13 protein-coding genes are annotated in these 17673 nt (G+C 75.1%); 10 read left to right on the plus strand and 3 right to left on the minus strand.

The features are described from left to right. Positions 1-32 precede the first annotated feature (32 nt). On the plus strand, positions 33-3344 hold the full coding sequence (locus ABD954_RS32090; protein WP_345491369.1) for an ATP-binding protein: 3312 nt from the start codon (positions 33-35) through the stop codon (positions 3342-3344). Positions 3345-3894: 550 nt separating this feature from the next. Here the strand turns inward: ABD954_RS32090 and ABD954_RS32095 are convergent. Then, positions 3895-4800 carry a siderophore-interacting protein gene (locus ABD954_RS32095; RefSeq protein ID WP_345491370.1) on the minus strand — a complete coding sequence of 302 codons (906 nt, stop codon included), beginning with the start codon at positions 4798-4800 and terminating at the stop codon, positions 3895-3897. A gap of 336 nt (positions 4801-5136) precedes the next feature. On the opposite strand from ABD954_RS32095, the gene ABD954_RS32100 reads away from it, so the two are divergent. Further along, positions 5137-5337, plus strand: a complete 201-nt coding sequence (locus tag ABD954_RS32100) for a hypothetical protein (protein WP_345491372.1) — start codon at positions 5137-5139, stop codon at positions 5335-5337. Positions 5338-5500: 163 nt separating this feature from the next. Next, positions 5501-6700 (plus strand): acyl-CoA dehydrogenase family protein, encoded by a 1200-nt coding sequence (locus ABD954_RS32105; protein WP_345491373.1) that lies wholly within the window; start codon positions 5501-5503, stop codon positions 6698-6700. An 81-nt stretch (positions 6701-6781) separates the two neighbouring features. Here the strand turns inward: ABD954_RS32105 and ABD954_RS32110 are convergent, their stop codons facing one another. After that, positions 6782-7177, minus strand: coding sequence for a DUF2278 family protein (locus tag ABD954_RS32110; protein ID WP_345492607.1), 396 nt, complete (start codon positions 7175-7177; stop codon positions 6782-6784). Positions 7178-7374: 197 nt separating this feature from the next. Here ABD954_RS32110 and ABD954_RS32115 point away from each other — a divergent pair, with 197 nt between their 5' ends. From ABD954_RS32115 to ABD954_RS32125, 3 genes are all read left to right on the plus strand, one after another. Further along, positions 7375-8649, plus strand: a complete 1275-nt coding sequence (locus tag ABD954_RS32115) for a phage baseplate protein (protein WP_345491375.1) — start codon at positions 7375-7377, stop codon at positions 8647-8649. Positions 8650-8685: 36 nt separating this feature from the next. Then, positions 8686-9135, plus strand: coding sequence for a hypothetical protein (locus tag ABD954_RS32120; RefSeq protein ID WP_345491377.1), 450 nt, complete (start codon positions 8686-8688; stop codon positions 9133-9135). A gap of 261 nt (positions 9136-9396) precedes the next feature. Next, positions 9397-11811: a serine/threonine-protein kinase gene (locus ABD954_RS32125; RefSeq protein ID WP_345491378.1), complete on the plus strand. Its 2415-nt coding sequence runs from the start codon at positions 9397-9399 to the stop codon at positions 11809-11811. A gap of 22 nt (positions 11812-11833) precedes the next feature. Here ABD954_RS32125 and ABD954_RS32130 read toward each other — a convergent pair whose 3' ends face one another. Next, positions 11834-12412, minus strand: a complete 579-nt coding sequence (locus tag ABD954_RS32130) for a hypothetical protein (protein ID WP_345491380.1) — start codon at positions 12410-12412, stop codon at positions 11834-11836. Between the two features lie 171 nt (positions 12413-12583). On the opposite strand from ABD954_RS32130, the gene ABD954_RS32135 reads away from it, so the two are divergent. From ABD954_RS32135 to ABD954_RS32150, 4 genes are all read left to right on the plus strand, one after another. Then, positions 12584-14146 (plus strand): phytoene desaturase family protein, encoded by a 1563-nt coding sequence (locus tag ABD954_RS32135; RefSeq protein WP_345491382.1) that lies wholly within the window; start codon positions 12584-12586, stop codon positions 14144-14146. Between the two features lie 170 nt (positions 14147-14316). Beyond that, positions 14317-15348, plus strand: coding sequence for an L-threonine 3-dehydrogenase (tdh, locus tag ABD954_RS32140; protein ID WP_345492609.1), 1032 nt, complete (start codon positions 14317-14319; stop codon positions 15346-15348). 161 nt (positions 15349-15509) lie between these two features. Next, the gene (locus ABD954_RS32145) at positions 15510-16709 is read left to right on the plus strand and encodes a glycine C-acetyltransferase (RefSeq protein ID WP_345491384.1); all 1200 of its coding nucleotides are present in this window, start codon (positions 15510-15512) and stop codon (positions 16707-16709) included. A gap of 4 nt (positions 16710-16713) precedes the next feature. After that, a complete protein-coding gene (locus ABD954_RS32150; RefSeq protein WP_345491386.1) occupies positions 16714-17622 on the plus strand; it encodes a LysR family transcriptional regulator in 909 nt (302 codons plus the stop codon). Positions 17623-17673 lie beyond the last annotated feature (51 nt).

The following is a 17673-nucleotide window of genomic DNA, read 5'->3' on the forward strand; positions in this document are numbered from 1 at the left end:
CCTTATTGTCGAACCCGCACACCCCGCACGCCATGGCGGCGACACGGCCACACGGGCGGATTCGGCAGAATGGGCCGGTGCAGCCGCCCTACCGCATCCTCGGACCCGCCCAGGCCCGCCGCGCCGACGGCTCGGACGCCGTACTGGCCGGCGCCCGGCTCAGGGCCCTGTTCACGGCGCTCGCCGCGGCCGGCGGCCGGCCGACCGGTACGGAGGCCCTGATCGCCCAGCTGTGGGCCGAGGACGCCGCCGAGGGGCGGGGCCGGGACCGGGTCGCCGCGCTCCAGGCGCTGGTGGGCCGGCTGCGCCGGGCCGTCGGGCACGAAGCCGTCGCATCGGTGCCCGGCGGCTACCGGCTGGTCACCGCACCCGACGGGATCGACCTGTTCCGCTTCGAGGAGCTCGCCGACGAAGGCGCACGGGAGCTGGACGCCGGCCGGCCCGAACGAGCCGCGCGGCTGCTGGACGAGGCCCTGGGCCTGTGGCGCGGCGCCGCCCTCGCGGACCTGCCCGGCCACGACCACGACCCGCTCGCCGTACGGGCCGGCCAGCGCCGCACCCGGGCCCGCCGCGACCGGCTCGCCGCCGACCTCGCCCTCGGCCGCGCCGAGGACACCCTCGTCCCGCTCGCCGCCCTCACCGCCGAGCACCCCCTCGACGAACCCCTCCGTGCCCTCCACCTCCGCGCCCTGCGCGCCGCCGGGCGCCCCGCCGAAGCCCTCGCCGCCTACGAGGCCGCCCGCCGCGCCCTCGCCGACCGCCTCGGCACCGACCCGGGGCCCGAACTCAAGCAGCTGTACGAGGAGTTGCTGACCGCCGAGGAGCCACCCGCGGCCCTCCGCCGTACGCTGCCCGCCCCGCTGACCTCGTTCCTGGGCCGTGACGGCGAACTGCGGGACCTCGAAAGCGCCTTGGAGAACGGCCGGCTCGTCACCCTGACCGGCCCCGGCGGCGTGGGCAAGACCCGCCTCGCCCTGGCGGCCGCGTCCGCCCGCACCGAGACCCGGCTCGCCGAACTCGCCGCCGTGCGCGACCCGTCCGACGTCCCCGCCGCCGTCCTCACCGCCCTCGGCGCCCGCGAGACCCACCTCTGGCGCGGCGGCCCCGCCCGCGACCCCCTCGCCACCCTCGTCGACCACTGCGCGCGCCGCACGCTCCTGGTGGTGCTGGACAACTGTGAGCATGTGGTGGGGGCGGCGGCCGGGTTGGTGGAGGTGTTGCTGGCGCGGTGTCCGGGGGTGACGGTGCTGGCGACGAGCCGTGAGCCGTTGGGGGTGCCGGGGGAGGTGGTGCGTCCGGTGGGGCCGTTGCCGCTGGGGACGGCGGTGCGGTTGTTCGGGGAGCGGGGTGCGGCGGTGCGGCCGGGGTTCCGGGTGGCGGACGATCCGGGTGCGGCGGAGGAGATCGCGCGGCGGCTGGACGGTCTGCCGCTGGCGATCGAGCTGGCGGCGGCGCGGTTGCGGATGCTGACGCCTCGGCAGATCGCCGACCGGCTCGACGACCGGTTTCGGCTGCTGACCTCGGGTGCTCGTACGGTGTTGCCGCGTCAGCAGACGTTGCGGGCGGTGGTGGACTGGTCCTGGGAGTTGTTGACGGAGGGCGAGCGGGCGGTGCTGCGGCGTCTGTCGGTGTTCGCGGGCGGGTGCGGTCTGGAGGCGGCGGAGGCGGTGTGCGGGGGGCCGGGGCAGGGGCCGGAGGTGCTGGACCTGCTCGGGGCGCTGGTGGACAAGTCGCTGGTGGTGGCCGCTCCGACGGAGTCGGGGATGCGTTATCGGCTGCTGGAGACGGTCGCCGAGTACGCGGGGGAGCGGCTGGACGAGGCGGGGGAGCGGGCGGAGGTCGAGCGGCGGCACCTGACGTACTACCGCGAGCTCGCCCGGCTCGGCGACGCGGAACTCCGCGGGCCGGGGCAGGCGGCGGCGATGGCCCGCCTGGAGACCGAGCACGACAACGTGCGCGGTGCGCTGCGGACCGCCGTGCGGGTGCGGGACGAGCAGGAGACGTTGTGTCTCGTGCACGCCATGAGCTGGTTCTGGCAACTGCGCAACCACCTGCACGACGCGCGGACCTGGCTGCGCGAGGCGACCCTGCTCGGACCGGACCCCTTCGCCGGGGCGGCGCCGAGGGCGGAGCCGTTCGCGGGGCGGTGCGGGGACGTGCCGCCGCCCTGGACCGGCGAGAGGCTCCGGGAGGCCCGGCGCGGCGGACGCCTGCTGGCCCTCGCGGCCGAGGGCGGGGACGGTGCCACCGCGCTGGAGCGGCCCGAGACCCGCGCCCGCCTCGACGCCGTCATCGCCGCGTACCGGCCCGGACTGCCGCAGACCGCCCGGCACCCCGGCACGATGTGGTTCTTCGCCCAGTTGATGACCGGCCGGTTCGCCGACCTCGACGAGACCCTCGCCGCCCTCGTGGCCGCCGCCCGCGACCACGGGGACGACTGGGACCTCGCCTTCGCCCTGCTGCTCCGCGCCAGGCTCCTCGGCGGGCAGGCGCGGGACGCGGAGGAGGCGCTGGAACGGTTCGAGGCACTCCAGGACTCGTGGGGGACCGCCGAGGCCCTCGCCGCGCGCGGCGAGACGTACGAGCGGGCCGGCCGCACGGCCGAGGCCGCCGCCGACTTCGCACGGGCCATGACCGCCGCCGCCCGGCTCGGCGCCCGCTCCCAGGTCCCGGTCTTCAAGGCGCTGCTCGCCGCCCTGCGGCTGCGCACCCCGGCGGTCGCCGACGACCCGGCGGCCCGCGCCGACGCCGAACGCCTCCTCGCCGAGGCCGCCGCGGAGTCCGGCGCATCCGGCACCGAGGCCGTGAGCACACCCCGTCTGCTGCTCACCCAGCACTACGGGAACACCGGCCGCACCTCCCTGGCCCGCACGCAGGTCCGCCTCATGGAGGACGAGTGCGGCGAGCTCACCCCCGGCCTCTTCCACGGCATGCTCGCCGGGCTCCACGCCTGGCTCGACTGCCTGGACGGCGCCTTCGACGACGCCGCCGCCCGGGTCGCCCGCGCGGTCCGGGACATGGAGACCCTCGCCCACCTCGTCGCCCCCCACCTGATCGTCACGCAGTTCGCCACCGCCGCGTGGGCCCGCGCGGGGACCGGCGCGGCGGCGGAGGGCGCACGGCTGCTCGGCGCGTACGACGCCCATCGCGGCACTCCCACCGGCGCCGGCATCCGCCCCCTCGCCGCCCCGACCGAAACCGCCCTGCGCGCCCACGCCGAACGGGCCCTGCGCGCGGCCCTCGCCCCGGAGACCTTCACCGCCCGCTACGAGGAAGGCGCGACCCTCAGCGTGCGGCAGGCCGCCACCCTCGTCCGGGAGGCGGTGGCGGGCCGGCCGGAGTGACCCGGCACCTTCGGCGGCCTCCGTTCCGGAACCGGTGACGCGGCAACGCGGCGGCGCGGTGACACGTCACCGGCTTGTGGTCGCGGGCCGCCGTTGCGGACCTCGGGCTGGTCGGCTCTGGCTTCCTGTGCCGTCGTGCCGTGGCTGGGGCACCGGTCTCCGGGCGGGGGCTCGGGTGTGCGGAGTCTGGGCTCGTGGTCGCCGTGGCCTTCTGTGCCGTTGTGCCGTGGCGGGGTCACCGGTCTCCGGGCGGGGGCTCGGGTGTGCGGACCTTGGGCTCGTGGTCGCCGTGGCCTTCTGTGCCGTTGTGCCGTGGCGGGGTCACCGGCCTCCGGGCCGGGCCCGGGTGTGCGGACCCTGGGCTCCTGGCCGCGGTGCCCTTCTGCGCCGTCGTGCCGTGGCGCGGTCACCGGCCTCCGGGCGCAGGCCGGCCTTTCGAGCACCGGGGTCCGGCTGTCACCGAGCCGAGCCGCGCCGTGGCCCGGCGTGGCCTCGGGTCACTCGGGCCGCGCCGTGGCCCGGCGTGACCTCCGGTCACTCGGGGCCCGCGTCACCCTGACCCCTTCCGCAGCTCCAGCCGCTCGTGTGCCTCCGCCAGGTCCTCCGCCGTCGGGGCGTCGTCCTGGGTGAGGCTGCGGCGCCAGTAGCCGGCGAAGTCGACGGACCGGCGGTCGACCGCCCGCTCCTCCACGAGGTGACGGCGCAGGGCGCGCACCGTTGCGGCCTCCCCGGCCAGCCACACGTACGGCGCACCGGCCGCGAACCGGCCCGCCTCGGCCCGCACGGCCGCGATCAGGGCTTCCTCGCCGGCCGCTCCCTCCCCGTACACCCAGCGCACCCTCAGGTCCCCGGCCGTCGGCAGCGGCTGTCGTTCCGCCGCGTCGGCGACCAGGACGACAGCGACCGCGGGCCGCCCCGTCGGCAGCGCCTCGGCGACCGTGGCCAGGGCGGGCAGCGCGCAGGCGTCCGCCACGAGGAGCGCCCGGTCGCCCGCGCCCGGGTCGACGGGCACGGCGAAGTGGTCCGACGGACCGAACATCCCCAGCACGTCCCCGGGGCGCGCCCCGCGCGCCCACCGCGTCGCCGGCCCTTCCTCGCCGCCGTGCAGCAGGAAGTCGATGTCGACGGTCCCGGCGGCCGGGTCGTGCGCCCGCACGGTGTAGCTGCGCATCCAGGGGCGCCGCTCCTCCGGGATCGCCCCGTACGCCGCGTACCAGCGCATCACGTCGCCGTCCCGGCCCGGGTCGGGCAGGACGGGCTCGTCCTGTCCGGGCCGGGGGAAGAACAGCTTCACCTGCGCGTCGGGCCGGGCGAGGGCCGCGCCGTTCGGCGACGGGTCGCCGAGGGTGACCCGGACCATGCGCGGGGTGAGGCGCCGGACAGCCGTGACGCGGACACGGCGCAGGGGCAAGGGCTGGGGCTCGATCTGGGGCTGGGGCTGGGACGGAGGGGTCATCGGGCGGGCTCCTGGTTCACCGGCGGATGTCTGATGCGTCCGCCAGCCTCCCCGGCCGCGTCGACACGCCACCGACACCGCTCCGACACGCACCGACCCGGCGGCGCCGCCCGCCACGCGGCCTGCGGACACCGCGCCGACCTGGCGGCGCCCCGCACCCCGCGCCCCGCACCCCGCACCCCGCACCCCACGCCCCGCACCCCGCCCACCCCGCACCCCACGCCCCGCCCACCGCGCGGTCCGCGCCCTGCGCGCCGTCGCCTGACCGTCGCCCGGATGCGGGACGGGGAGCGGGCCACGAGAATGGCCAGTGCCTGCGAAACACGAGGAGGCGGCATGAACGGTGACACCGACAAGACGTCCCGGGGGGACATCCCGACGCCCGACAGGCTGCTGCACGCCGGGTCGGAGGGTGAGTTCACGGCCGAGGACCTGGTCCTCGCGTCCGGTCGCGACGTGAATCCGAAGAATCTCGCCTGGGCCGAGCGGCGCATGGCGGAGAAGGGCCGAGCCTCCCTCGACGAACTGCTGCCCTGAGCGGCGAAGCCGCTCCCTCCCGAGGGACGGTCCGCCCTCGCGGGCGGCGCGGACGGGCCCGTACGCCACCGGTCGGCGCACGGGCCTTCCGCATTTATGGAACACGTTCTACCGTGGCGCCGCACCGCGCGCAGCATCGGAGCGCCGAGCCACGGGAGACGCCATGCACCTCCAGTACACGCCCGCCCAGCACCGACTGCGCGCCGAACTGCGCGCCTACTTCGCCGGGCTCACCGGCCTCGCCCCCGAGGACGTCCACGCGCGCTCCGCCGACCCCGCCGCCCAGAAGGGCTTCTACCGCGAGACCGTGCGCCGGCTCGGCGCCGACGGCTGGCTGGGCGTGGGCTGGCCCACCGAGTACGGCGGGCGCGGGCTGACCCCCATGGAACAGTTCATCTTCTTCGACGAGGCCGCCCAGGCCGGCGTACCGCTGCCGCTGATGGCCCTCAACACCGTCGGACCGACGATCATGCGGTTCGGTACCGAGGAGCAGAAGGCGTACTTCCTGCCGAAGATCCTCTCCGGCGAGATCGACTTCGCCATCGGCTACAGCGAGCCCGACGCCGGCACCGACCTCGCCGCCCTGAAGACCCGCGCCGTCCGCGAGGGCGACGAGACCACCGGCCACTACACGGTGAACGGACAGAAGATCTGGACCACCAACGGCGACACCGCCGACTGGGTGTGGCTCGCCGTCCGCACGGACCCCGCCGCCCCGCCGCACAAGGGCATCACCATGCTGCTCGTGCCGACCGACGACCCCGGCTACTCCTGCACCCTCATCCACACCCTCGCCTCCCACGACACCACCGCGAGCCACTACGAGAACGTCCGCGTGCCCTGCTCCCACCGCGTCGGCGACGAGAACGAGGGCTGGCGGCTGATCACCAACCAGCTCAACCACGAACGCGTCACCCTCGCCGCCCACGGCACCATGGCCATCCGCGCCCTGCACGACGTCCAGCGCTGGGCCGCCGGCACCAAACTGGCCGACGGCCGCCGCGTCCTCGACCTCGGCTGGGTCCGCCGCACCCTGGCCCGCACCCACGCCCGGCTCGACGCCATGAAACTCCTCAACTGGCAGATGGTGAACGCCGTCCAGAACGGCACCCTCACGCCCCAGGACGCCTCCGCCGTCAAGGTGTACGGATCCGAGGCCCGCCGCGACGCGTATGCCTGGCTCATGGAGGTCACCGGCTCGGCGGGTGCCCTCAAGGAGGGCTCGGCCGGTGCCGTCCTGCACGGCGAACTCGAACGCGGCTACCGCTCGGCCGTCATCTTCACCTTCGGCGGCGGCAACAACGAGATCCAGCGCGAGATCATCTCCTGGATCGGCCTCGGCATGCCCCGGGTCCGCCGCTGATCGTGCTCGTCCTCGTCACCGTCCTCGGCACCGCCCTTGCCGCCGCCCTCGTCACCGTCCTCGTCGCGGCCCCCGCGCGGGTCAGGCGAGCGGGTGGCCCGCCGGGTCCGTGTGGGACGCCTGGCTGGAGAACTTGTTCAGGAAGACGTCGTACCGCCCGTCGGGCCGCTGGGTGAGGGTGGCGCCGTCCTGCCAGATCCCGTTCTCCTGCCACCACGGGGAGCCGGCCGGATCGCCCTGGTTCTGGTGCACGTTGTGCATGCCGAGGTCGCCCTCGGCGTCGTCGGTGAACGGCTCGCCGAAGACGAGGATGCGCCGGCCCACCACCAGGAGGGGCTCCAGCGCGGCGGCGGCGTCGATGTTGGAGCCGGCGTGCCAGGGCCGCGAGCCGAACAGGTCCAGGAGCTCCTGCACCCACGACGGCGGCCGGCGCTGGAACAGCACGCCCGAGCGGTCCACGAGCGCCGGGTGGCGCAGGAAGTCCGTAGTGACTTTCCGTCACAGAACCCTTACCCGATGCAGTCGAACGGGTGGAGGTCGCCGGTCGCTCCGTCCTGCCGCCGGCTCCCGCGCGCGAACGGCCCGAGGCCCGTGTCCCCACGGGCGAAGGGGAGTGGCACACTGGCGCGGTTCGATCATCAGGGAAGCCGTCATCCTCCCGAGGAGCCCCGCCGTTGAGCATCACCATCCCAGGACAGATAGACATCGCCGGCCCGGTGGGCAAGCTGCTCCACCGGCGCCGGCTGCAGAACGACACCGTCATGCAGTCGTTCGGCATCGACCCCGTCTCCGGCGACATCTTCGTGCTCCAGATCATGGAGGGCGGGATCCGGCTGTCCGACGAGGCCGCCGCCGTCGACTACCCCACCCGCAAGGCCCGCGGCGACCTGTGCCTGAGCCGGCTCACCCGAGGCGGCGCCCTCACCGGCCACATGTACCTGCGGGGATTCGGACACGGCGTCAACCTCGGCGTGGAGAACCGCGGCGGAACGGTCTGGCTGTGGACCGAGACCGCGTCCGTGCCCAACAGCAAGAACGAGGGCTACGGCACCGCCGTCACCAGCTTCGCCTACCGCAACGGCGACGTCGTCGACCACGGCACCGCGCGCCACACCCCGCCGTACACCCCCGACCCGGCCGCCCGCTTCGTCACCCCCACCATCGACCACAGCGCCAGCGAGCTCGTGGTGCGCTACGCCCTCGGCGGCGTCACGTCCTACGCGCGCTACGACCTGGCCCGGGCGGCGGCGGGGGAGTGGCAGGCCCTCCAGACGCTCAGCCCGGTCGTCCCCGCGGCCGGCACCGACTTCCAGGGATACGCCTCCCACGCGGGCGTGCTCTACACGCTCAAGGGCCAGAGCCTCGAAGCCGCGCCGCTGCCCGGCAACACGCACATCACCGCCTTCGAGTGGGCCTCCGGCAACCAGCTCGACCACCAGCACATCACCGCCGGCCCCGGCCTGGTCTGGCGCGAGGCCGAGGGCATGACCGTCGCCGTCCACGACGGCGTCCCGCACCTCCACTTCGGCTTCGCCTGCGAGGACCCCGGCCCGCGCACCTGCACGATCATGTCCCTGTCCGCGACCCCCGAGACCGACGGCGTGAAGGTCCTCACGGACTGGCGGCCGATCGCCCTCGCCGCCGGAGTGACGGCCGATCAGCACGCGCCCCGCGGCCGCCTCATCAGCCTCGCCGGCACCACGACCCTCCAGCTCTCCGGCGGAGTCAGGGGCAGCTTCACCACCGACACGGTCATCGGCACCCTGCCCGACTCCCTCACCCCGAGCGTGGTCGCCCGCGCCACCGTGCCGCGCGACAACACCGCCGGCGGCCCCGGCGTCGCCCGGGTCGAAGCCGGGACGGACCGCGCACTGCGCCTCTACGGCGGACGTTCCACCGACCCGATCACCTGGGCCCAGCTCGACGCCTTCAGCGCCGTCTGGCGCTGACGCCAACCCTCCCGCCCCCCAAGGAGCCGAACACCCATGTCCCACAACCGCCGCAGCGTCCTCGGCGCGGCCCTCGCCCTGCCCGCCGCCCTCACCGTCGGCGGCCTCGTCACCGCCGCCCCGGCCGCGGCCGCCGGAGTCGACGCCGGTGCCTGGACCCCGCTCGTCCTGGAGCCCGGGATCACCCCGGCCGCGGGCGCGACCCCCGAGGTCCGGCTCGTCACCATCGCCGGCACCTCGTTCCTCCAGGCCCGGGGTCTGGTCACGTGCAGCCTGGCCTCCGACGCGAAGATCGGCAGGCTGCCGGACGGCTTCACCGCGCCGACGGCCTTCGTACGGGCCGTCGCGCCCCGCAACAACAGCCAGGGCGTCAACGCCTGCCGCCTGGAGATCAACCCGTCCGGGTCGGTGAGCGTCTACGGCGGCAACGCCGGGAACCCGATCACCTGGATCCAGTTCGACTCGGTGCAGACGGTCTGGCACTGACCCGGTGACGGCGCGGCCGGACCGGGGGACGCCGCTCCGGCGCCACCCGATCCGGTACGAGCCGTCCGGGCCGGTCGCCTCCCGGCCGGTGACGCGCTCCCGCCCACGCTCCCGTACGGCCGGCCCTCCGGCCCGCGCGCGAGGACACGGATCGGCCCGGACCCGACCCGGGCCGTACGGACCGCGCGCCACGGCCGCCATACTGGACGGGCCGGGGAGGGAGCGGCACGGGACCAGGGCAGACGGGGGCGACAGCACGCGATGGCGGACACGGACACCAGGCTGGTCCAGGGCCGGTACCGGCTGCACGAGGTGATCGGCCGCGGCGGCATGGGTGAGGTGTGGCGGGCCACCGACGAGTCGCTCGGCCGGCGCGTCGCCGTCAAGTGCCTGCGGCCGCTCGGCCAGCAACGGGACCCGGCCAATCTGGCCGTGCTGCGCGAACGCTTCCGGCGCGAGGCCCGCGTCGCCGCCTCCCTGCAGCACCGCGGCATCACCGTCGTCCACGACTTCGGCGAGTCCGACGGCGTGCTCTTCCTCGTCATGGAGCTCCTCGACGGCCGCAACCTAAGCCAGCTGCTCGCCGACAACCGCAAGCGGCCCCTCCCCGTCGCCGAGGTCGTCGACATCGCCGAGCAGGTCGCCGACGCCCTCGCCTACACCCACCGCCAGGGCGTGGTGCACCGCGACCTCAAGCCGGCGAACATCGTGCGGCTCGCCGACGGGCCCGTGAAGATCTGCGACTTCGGGATAGCGCGACTCGGCGCCGACATCGGGTTCACCTCCCGCCTCACCGGCACCGGCATCGCCATGGGCACCCCGCACTACATGAGCCCGGAACAGATCGGTGGCGGCGAGGTCGACCACCGCAGCGACCTGTACTCCCTGGGCTGCGTGCTGTACGAGCTGGCCACCGGCGTCCCGCCGTTCGACCTGGGCGACACCTGGTCCATCCTCATCGGCCACCGCGACACCACGCCCCTTCCGCTGCGCAGCCACCGCGCCGAACTCCCCGACTACCTCGACCTGGTCGTCCTCGACCTGCTGGCCAAGACCCCCGACGGCCGCCCCGCCGACGCGGCCGTGCTCCGCGACCGCCTCGCCTCGGGCCGCGCCACGGCATCCGCCGTCCTCCCGGTCCAGGTGACGCCGGTCGCGCCGGCCGCCCTGCCCCCGCTCCCCGCCTGGGCCCGTGCCATGGGCACCGGCCGCGCCGCCGCGACCACCTTCGCGGGGCGCGCGACGCCGCCGTACGACCCGACCACGGTCCTGACGGGCGAGTGGACACGCGCGGCGCGCCCCACAACCGCCGGCGGGCGACCCGACGAGGCCGGCCCCCCGCTCCAGACCGGCGCCCCGCTCCAGACCGGCGCCCCGCTCCAGGCCGGCGCCCTGCTCCAGGGCCACGGCCCCGCGCAGGCCCTGGCGACCGGCCCTGGCGACGCCCAGGCCCCGCCGTCCCCCCAGGCCCCGCCGTCCGGCCAGGATCCGTCGTCCGGCCAGACCCTCGGCCCGCGCCACCCCCAGGCCCCCGGGCACCACGAGCCCCACCACTCGCACCGGCCTCACCGGCCGTCCGAGCCGGCCGCCTCCGCCACCGAGCTCGTCGCCGTGCTGGCCGGGCGGCACCGGGCCGGGCTCGGGCTCGGACGGCTCGGGCGGTGGGAGGAGGCGGCCGAGCTGCTGCGTACGGTGGCGCGGGAGCGCGCGCACGTCCTCGGCGCCGACCACCCCGACACCCTCGCCAGCGGCTACGAACTCGCCTTCGCCCTGGCCCGGCTCGGCCGGCCTGCCGAGGCCCTGCGCCAGTTCGGCACGGTCGCCGAGGGACGGGCCAGGACGTTGGGCACCGACCACCCCGAGACCCTCGCCGCACGCCAGGAGACGGCGTACGTGCTCGGTGGCCTCGGCCGTCACGCCGAGGCCCACGCGGTGTACGAGGCGGTGCTCGCGGCCCGCGAACGGACCATGGGCCAGGAGCACCCCGACACCCTGCGCTGCCGCCACAATCTCGCCTTCACGCTGGGGCGGATCGGCCGGCTCGCGGAGGCGTACGCGACCGCCTGCGAGGTCGCGGACGCCCGCGCCCGGGTGCTCGGTGCCGAGCACCCCGACACGCTGGCCACCCGTCACGAGGTGGGGCACGCGCTCGGCCGGCTCGGGCGCTGGTCCGACGCGCTCGGGCACTACCGGGAGATCGCCGGGATCCGCGGCACCGTCCTCGGACCCGACCACCCCGACACGCTCGCGGCCCGTTACGAGGCGGGCATCTGCCTGGGCCGCCTCGGCCGCGCCGAGGAGGCCGCCGCGCTCTACCGGGAGCTCGTCGCGGCCCGCACCAGGACCGCGGGGCCGGAGGACCCCGAGACCCTGCGCGCCCGTCACGGCCTCGGCGTGAACCTCGGCCGCCTCGGCCGCTGGGACGAGGCCCTCGCCGAGGCGCGCGCGGTCTGCGCCGCCCGCACCCGCGTGCTCGGCGCCGACCACTCCGACACCCTGGTCAGCCGCCGCGAGACCGCCATCGCGCTGGGCTGGCTCGGCCGTTGGGAGGAGGCCCTCGCCGAGTACGGCAGGGTGACCGAGGCCCGCACCCGCCTGCTGGGACCCGACCACCCGGACACCCGGTCCGCCCGCGCCGACGAGGCCCACTGCCGCGAACGCCTCGGCGGCGGGTAGCGCACGCCGGGGCACCGTACGGTCAGAGCTTCCCGGCCACCTGGACGAACCGGCGCCCGCCGAGCACCCGCGCGAACGCGGCCAGGAAGCCGGGCGCCGGGGCCGGCCAGTCCCAGAACGCGAAGCCCAGGTGGCCGAAGGCGAAGAAGTCCTCGTCCCACTCCCAGGCGGTCAGGTCGCCCGCCCGGCCGCACGTGCCGCAGTCGGCCGTGGCCGCGCCCGTGCGCTCCCATGCCCGGATGGAGGCGGCGAACGGATCGAAGGCGCCCTCGACCGCCGTCCCGTCGTCACCGAAGAAGCGGGTCCGTGCCGCACAGTGCGGGCAGACCGCGTACGCGCAGAAGAACGTGCAGCCGTGGAACACCGTCCGTCCGACGTGGACCGCGACCCCGCCGGCCGCCTCGTGGCGCGGATCCTCCGCCGCCCGCGACCACCGCGGTCCCGGCAGATGCCCGTACGCGGCGAAGAAGACGCAGTCCTCGCTGCGCCCGGCGCGCACGATCCCCTCCGAGACGAGCCAGCCGAGGCCGCGCGCGGCGAGCCCCTCCGCCTCCTCCGCCGTGACGTCCGGGACGACCAGCGTCCGGTAGTGGTTCCCCATGTCCCGACGGTAGGGCACACCACTGACACTCCTTCAGGCGCGCCCACCGGCACCACCGCGGACGCGCGCCACCGACACCGCCGCGGACGCGCGCCATCGACACCGCCGCAGGCATCCGACCCGCCCGCCCGGCCCTCTGGTGGGACCGGCGCCGGGGTGCTAGCAAGAGGCATGACCGCACCGGAGAGCTCCTACGACGCCGTCATCGTCGGCGGCGGACACAACGGCCTCGTCGCCGCCGCCTACCTCGCCCGCGCCGGGCGCCGGGTCCTCGTCCTCGAACGGCTCGGCACCACCGGCGGGGCGGCCGTCTCCACCCGGCCCTTCGCCGGTGTGGACGTCCGCCTGTCCCGCTACTCGTACCTCGTCTCGCTCCTCCCGGAGAAGATCGTCCGCGACCTCGGGCTGCGCTTCGCCGTGCGGAAACGGTCCGTCTCCTCGTACACGCCCTACCACGCCCCCTCCGGCGACTCCGGTCTGCTCGTCGGCGGCGACGCCGGCCGCACCCGCGCCTCCTTCGCCGCGCTCACCGGCTCCGACCGCGAGTACGAGGCGTGGCAGTCCTTCTACGGCCGCACCGCGCGGGCCGCGCGCCGCATCTTCCCCACCCTCACCGCGCCGCTGCCGAGCCGTGCCGGACTGCGCGCCCGGGTCGACGACGACGAGACCTGGCGGATGCTGTTCGAGCAGCCCCTCGGCGTCGCCGTCGAGAAGCACTTCGCCGACGACCTGGTCCGCGGCGTCGTCCTGACCGATGCCCTCATCGGCACCTTCGCCGACGCCCACGACCCCTCCCTGCTCCAGAACCGCTGCTTCCTCTACCACGTCATCGGCGGCGGCACCGGCGACTGGGACGTCCCCGTCGGCGGCATGGGCGCCCTCACCGACGCCCTCGCCGACGCCGCGCGCACCGCCGGCGCCACGATCCTCACCGGCCACGAGGCCACCCGGATCGACACCGACGGCACCCGCGCCGAGGTCGCGTACCGCACCGCCGACCGCGAGGGCGTCGTCGCGGCGGAGCACGTCCTCGTGAACGCCTCCCCGCAGGCCCTCGCCGGCCTCCTCGGCGAAGCTGCCCCGCCGGCCGCCGAGGGCGCCCAGCTCAAGGTGAACATGGTCCTCACCCGGCTGCCGGCGCTCCGCGACCGCGCCGTCGACCCGCGCGAGGCGTTCTCCGGCACCTTCCACATCGCCGAGGGATACGGGCAGCTGGCCGCGGCACACGCCGAGGCCGCCGCCGGACGGCTGCCCACCGCGCCGCCCTCCGAGATCTACTGCCACACCCTCACCGACCCGAGCATCCTCGGCCCCGACGCCGCCGCCCGCGGCTACCAGACCCTCACCCTCTTCGGGCTGCACGCCCCCGCCCGGCTGTTCGCCACCGACCCCGACGGCACCCGCGACGCCCTCCTGGAGGCGACCCTCGCCCAGCTCGACGCCTGCCTCGCCGAGCCGATCGCCGACTGTCTGGCCCTCGACGCCGACGGCCGGCCCTGCGTCGAGGCGAAGAGCCCGCTCGACCTCGAACGCGAACTGCGTCTGCCCGGCGGCCACATCTTCCACCGCGACCTCTCCTTCCCCTACGCGGAGGAAGGGGGCGGCCGGTGGGGCGTCGAGACCGCGCACGCCAACGTCCTGCTGTGCGGGGCCGGCGCCGTACGGGGCGGCGGGGTGAGCGGCGTGCCCGGCCACAACGCGGCCATGTCGGTGCTGGAACGGGCGGCGGGTTGACGCCCCGCCCGCCCCCCGCCAGCGGCGTGAAGCTGATCTGCGAGGCCGCTTAAGAAAACCTCGATGGACCGGGAGCCCGACGTACGGAAGATTCTCCTCCAGGGATCTTGGGCGCTTCGCCGTGCCCTGACCCGTACATCACAAGGACGCGTACGTCGGGAGCCGTGACATTGAAGGCACTGGTCAAGCAGAAGGCGGAGCCGGGACTCTGGCTCACGGACGTGCCCGAGCCGGAGACCGGCCCCGGTGACGTCCTGATCAAGGTCAAGCGGACCGGGATCTGCGGCACCGACCTGCACATCCGCTCCTGGGACGGCTGGGCCCAGAAGACCATCGGCACCCCGCTGACCATCGGCCACGAGTTCGTCGGCGAGGTCGTCGAGACCGGCCGCGACGTCACCGACGTCTCCGTCGGCGACCTGGTCAGCGGAGAGGGCCACCTCGTCTGCGGCAAGTGCCGCAACTGTCTGGCCGGCCGGCGCCACCTGTGCCGCGCCACCATCGGCCTGGGCGTGGGCCGCGACGGCGCCTTCGCCGAGTACGTCGTGCTGCCCGCCTCCAACGTGTGGGTCCACCGCGTCCCCGTCGACCTCGACGTCGCCGCGATCTTCGACCCCTTCGGCAACGCCGTCCACACCGCGCTCTCCTTCCCGCTCGTCGGCGAGGACGTCCTCGTCACCGGCGCGGGCCCGATCGGCATCATGGCCGCGGCCGTCGCCAAGCACGCCGGCGCCCGCCACGTCGTCATCACCGACGTCAGTGAGGAGCGCCTCGACCTGGCCCGCAAGACCGGCGTCTCGCTCGCGCTCAACGTCGCCGAGCAGACCATCGCCGACGGCCAGCGCATCCTCGGCCTCAAGGAGGGCTTCGACGTCGGCCTGGAGATGTCCGGCAACCCGCACGCGATGCGCGACATGGTCGCCAACATGACCAACGGCGGCAAGATCGCCATGCTCGGCCTGCCCAGCGAGGACTTCTCCGTCGACTGGGCGAAGATCGTCACCTCCATGATCACCATCAAGGGCATCTACGGCCGCGAGATGTTCGAGACCTGGTACGCCATGTCGGTGCTCCTGGAAGGCGGCCTCGACCTCGCCCCGGTGATCACCGGCCGCTACGACTACCGCGACTTCGACGCGGCCTTCGACGACGCCGCTTCCGGCAAGAGCGGCAAGATCATCCTCGACTGGACCGCCGCATAGGGGCTCGGTTCCCCTCCGGGCGCCTTCAGCGTGCGTCGACGGCCGATCGTGCTCGGTCCCCCCGTTCCTCGGGACCTTTGCGCGTTCTCCCTTTCGACGCCCGCGGCGCCCTTCGGCTCACTCGCCCTGCTGCCCGCCCGACTTCCGAAGGAACCCCTCTCATGTTCGACTCCGTACGCGACGACCTGCGCGCCACGCTCGAAGACATCCGGCAGGCCGGGCTGCACAAGCCCGAGAGGGTCATCGGCACCCCCCAGTCCGCGACCGTGGCCGTCACCTCCGGCGGCCGTCCCGGCGAGGTGCTGAACTTCTGCGCCAACAACTACCTGGGCCTCGCCGACCACCCCGAGGTCGTCGCCGCCGCCCACGAGGCCCTGGACCGCTGGGGCTACGGCATGGCGTCCGTCCGCTTCATCTGCGGCACCCAGGAGGTCCACAAGGAGCTCGAGGCGCGCCTGTCGGCCTTCCTCGGCCAGGAGGACACGATCCTCTACTCCTCCTGCTTCGACGCCAACGGCGGCGTCTTCGAGACCCTCCTCGGCCCCGAGGACGCGGTCGTCTCCGACGCCCTCAACCACGCCTCCATCATCGACGGCATCCGCCTCTCCAAGGCCCGCCGCTTCCGCTACGCCAACCGCGACATGGCCGACCTGGAGCAGCAGCTCAAGGAGGCGACCGAGGGCGGCGCCCGGCGCAAGCTGATCGTCACCGACGGCGTGTTCTCCATGGACGGCTACGTCGCCCCGCTCGACGAGATCTGCGACCTGGCCGAGCGCTACGACGCCATGGTGATGGTCGACGACTCGCACGCCGTCGGATTCGTCGGCCCCGGCGGCCGCGGCACCCCCGAGCTGCACGGCGTCATGGACCGCGTCGACATCATCACCGGCACCCTCGGCAAGGCCCTCGGCGGCGCCTCCGGCGGCTACGTCGCCGCCCGCGCCGAGATCGTCGCCCTGCTGCGCCAGCGCTCGCGCCCGTACCTCTTCTCCAACACCCTCGCCCCGGTGATCGCCGCCGCCTCCCTCAAGGTCCTCGACCTGCTGGAGTCCGCCGGTGACCTGCGCGAGCGGCTGAACGCCAACACGGCGCTGTTCCGCCGCCGGATGACCGACGAGGGCTTCGACATCCTCCCCGGCGACCACGCCATCGCCCCCGTGATGATCGGCGACGCCGCCGAGGCGGGCCGGATGGCCGAGCTGCTCCTGGAGCGCGGCGTGTACGTGATCGGCTTCTCGTACCCGGTCGTGCCGCAGGGCCAGGCCCGCATCCGCGTGCAGCTGTCCGCCGCGCACTCCACGGACGACGTCAACCGGGCGGTGGACGCGTTCGTCGACGCGCGCGCCGCCCTGCGAGACTAGGGGCATGATCGAAGCGCGGCGGCTGCACATCCTCCGGGCGGTGGCCGACCACCGCACCGTCACGGCGGCTGCCGCCGCGCTCTATCTCACCCCGTCCGCCGTCTCCCAGCAGCTCGCCGCCCTGGAGCAGGAGACCGGCCACCGCCTGGTGGAGCGCGGCGCGCGCGGGGCCCGGCTCACCCCCGCGGGCGAGATCCTGCTGAGCCACGCCAACGCCGTCCTGGCCCAGCTGGAGCGCGCGGAGGCCGAGCTCGCCGCGTACGGCTCGGGCGAGGCCGGCACGGTCACGGTGGCGGCCTTCGCCACCGGCATCGGCCTCGTCGTCGCGCCCGCCATCGGTGCCCTCGCCCGCACCGCGCCCGGCATCCGGGTCCGCGTGCGGGACGCCGAGGGCGACGAGAGCCTCCTGATGGTGCTGGACCGGCAGGTCGACATGGCCGTCGCCGTCGAGTACCGGGGTGCGCCCGGCGAGGACGACGCCCGGCTCACCCGGGTCCCGCTCTACGCGGAGCCCTTCGACGCCGTCCTCCCGCCGGACCACACGCTCGCCGCCCGGGAGCGGATCGCGCTCGCGGACCTCGCCAAGGACCCGTGGATCGGCCAGTCCGCCGGCAACCCCTGCCACGACGTGACCGTCCTGGCCTGCGAGTACGCCGGTTTCGCGCCGCGCCTCGAGCACGCGTCCGACGACTTCCGCGCCGTCGTCGCCCTCGCGTCGGCCGGCGCCGGGGTGGCCCTGGTGCCCCGCTCCGCGCTGCGGGGCACCGATCTCACCGGGGTGTTCGTCCGCCCGGTGGACGGCGTCGCCCCCACCCGCCGGGTCTTCGCGGCGGTCCGGCGCGGAGCCGAGGACCATCCGCTGATCCGGCCGGTCCTCGACGCGCTGCGGGACGCGGCCGCGTCGGGGGCCTGAGGCCGCCGGATCCCGGCGGCCCCGGTCTCGCCCCATCGTGATCGACCCGAG

The sequence above is a fragment of the Streptomyces roseoviridis genome, from assembly GCF_039535235.1.
Taxonomy (GTDB): domain Bacteria; phylum Actinomycetota; class Actinomycetes; order Streptomycetales; family Streptomycetaceae; genus Streptomyces; species Streptomyces roseoviridis.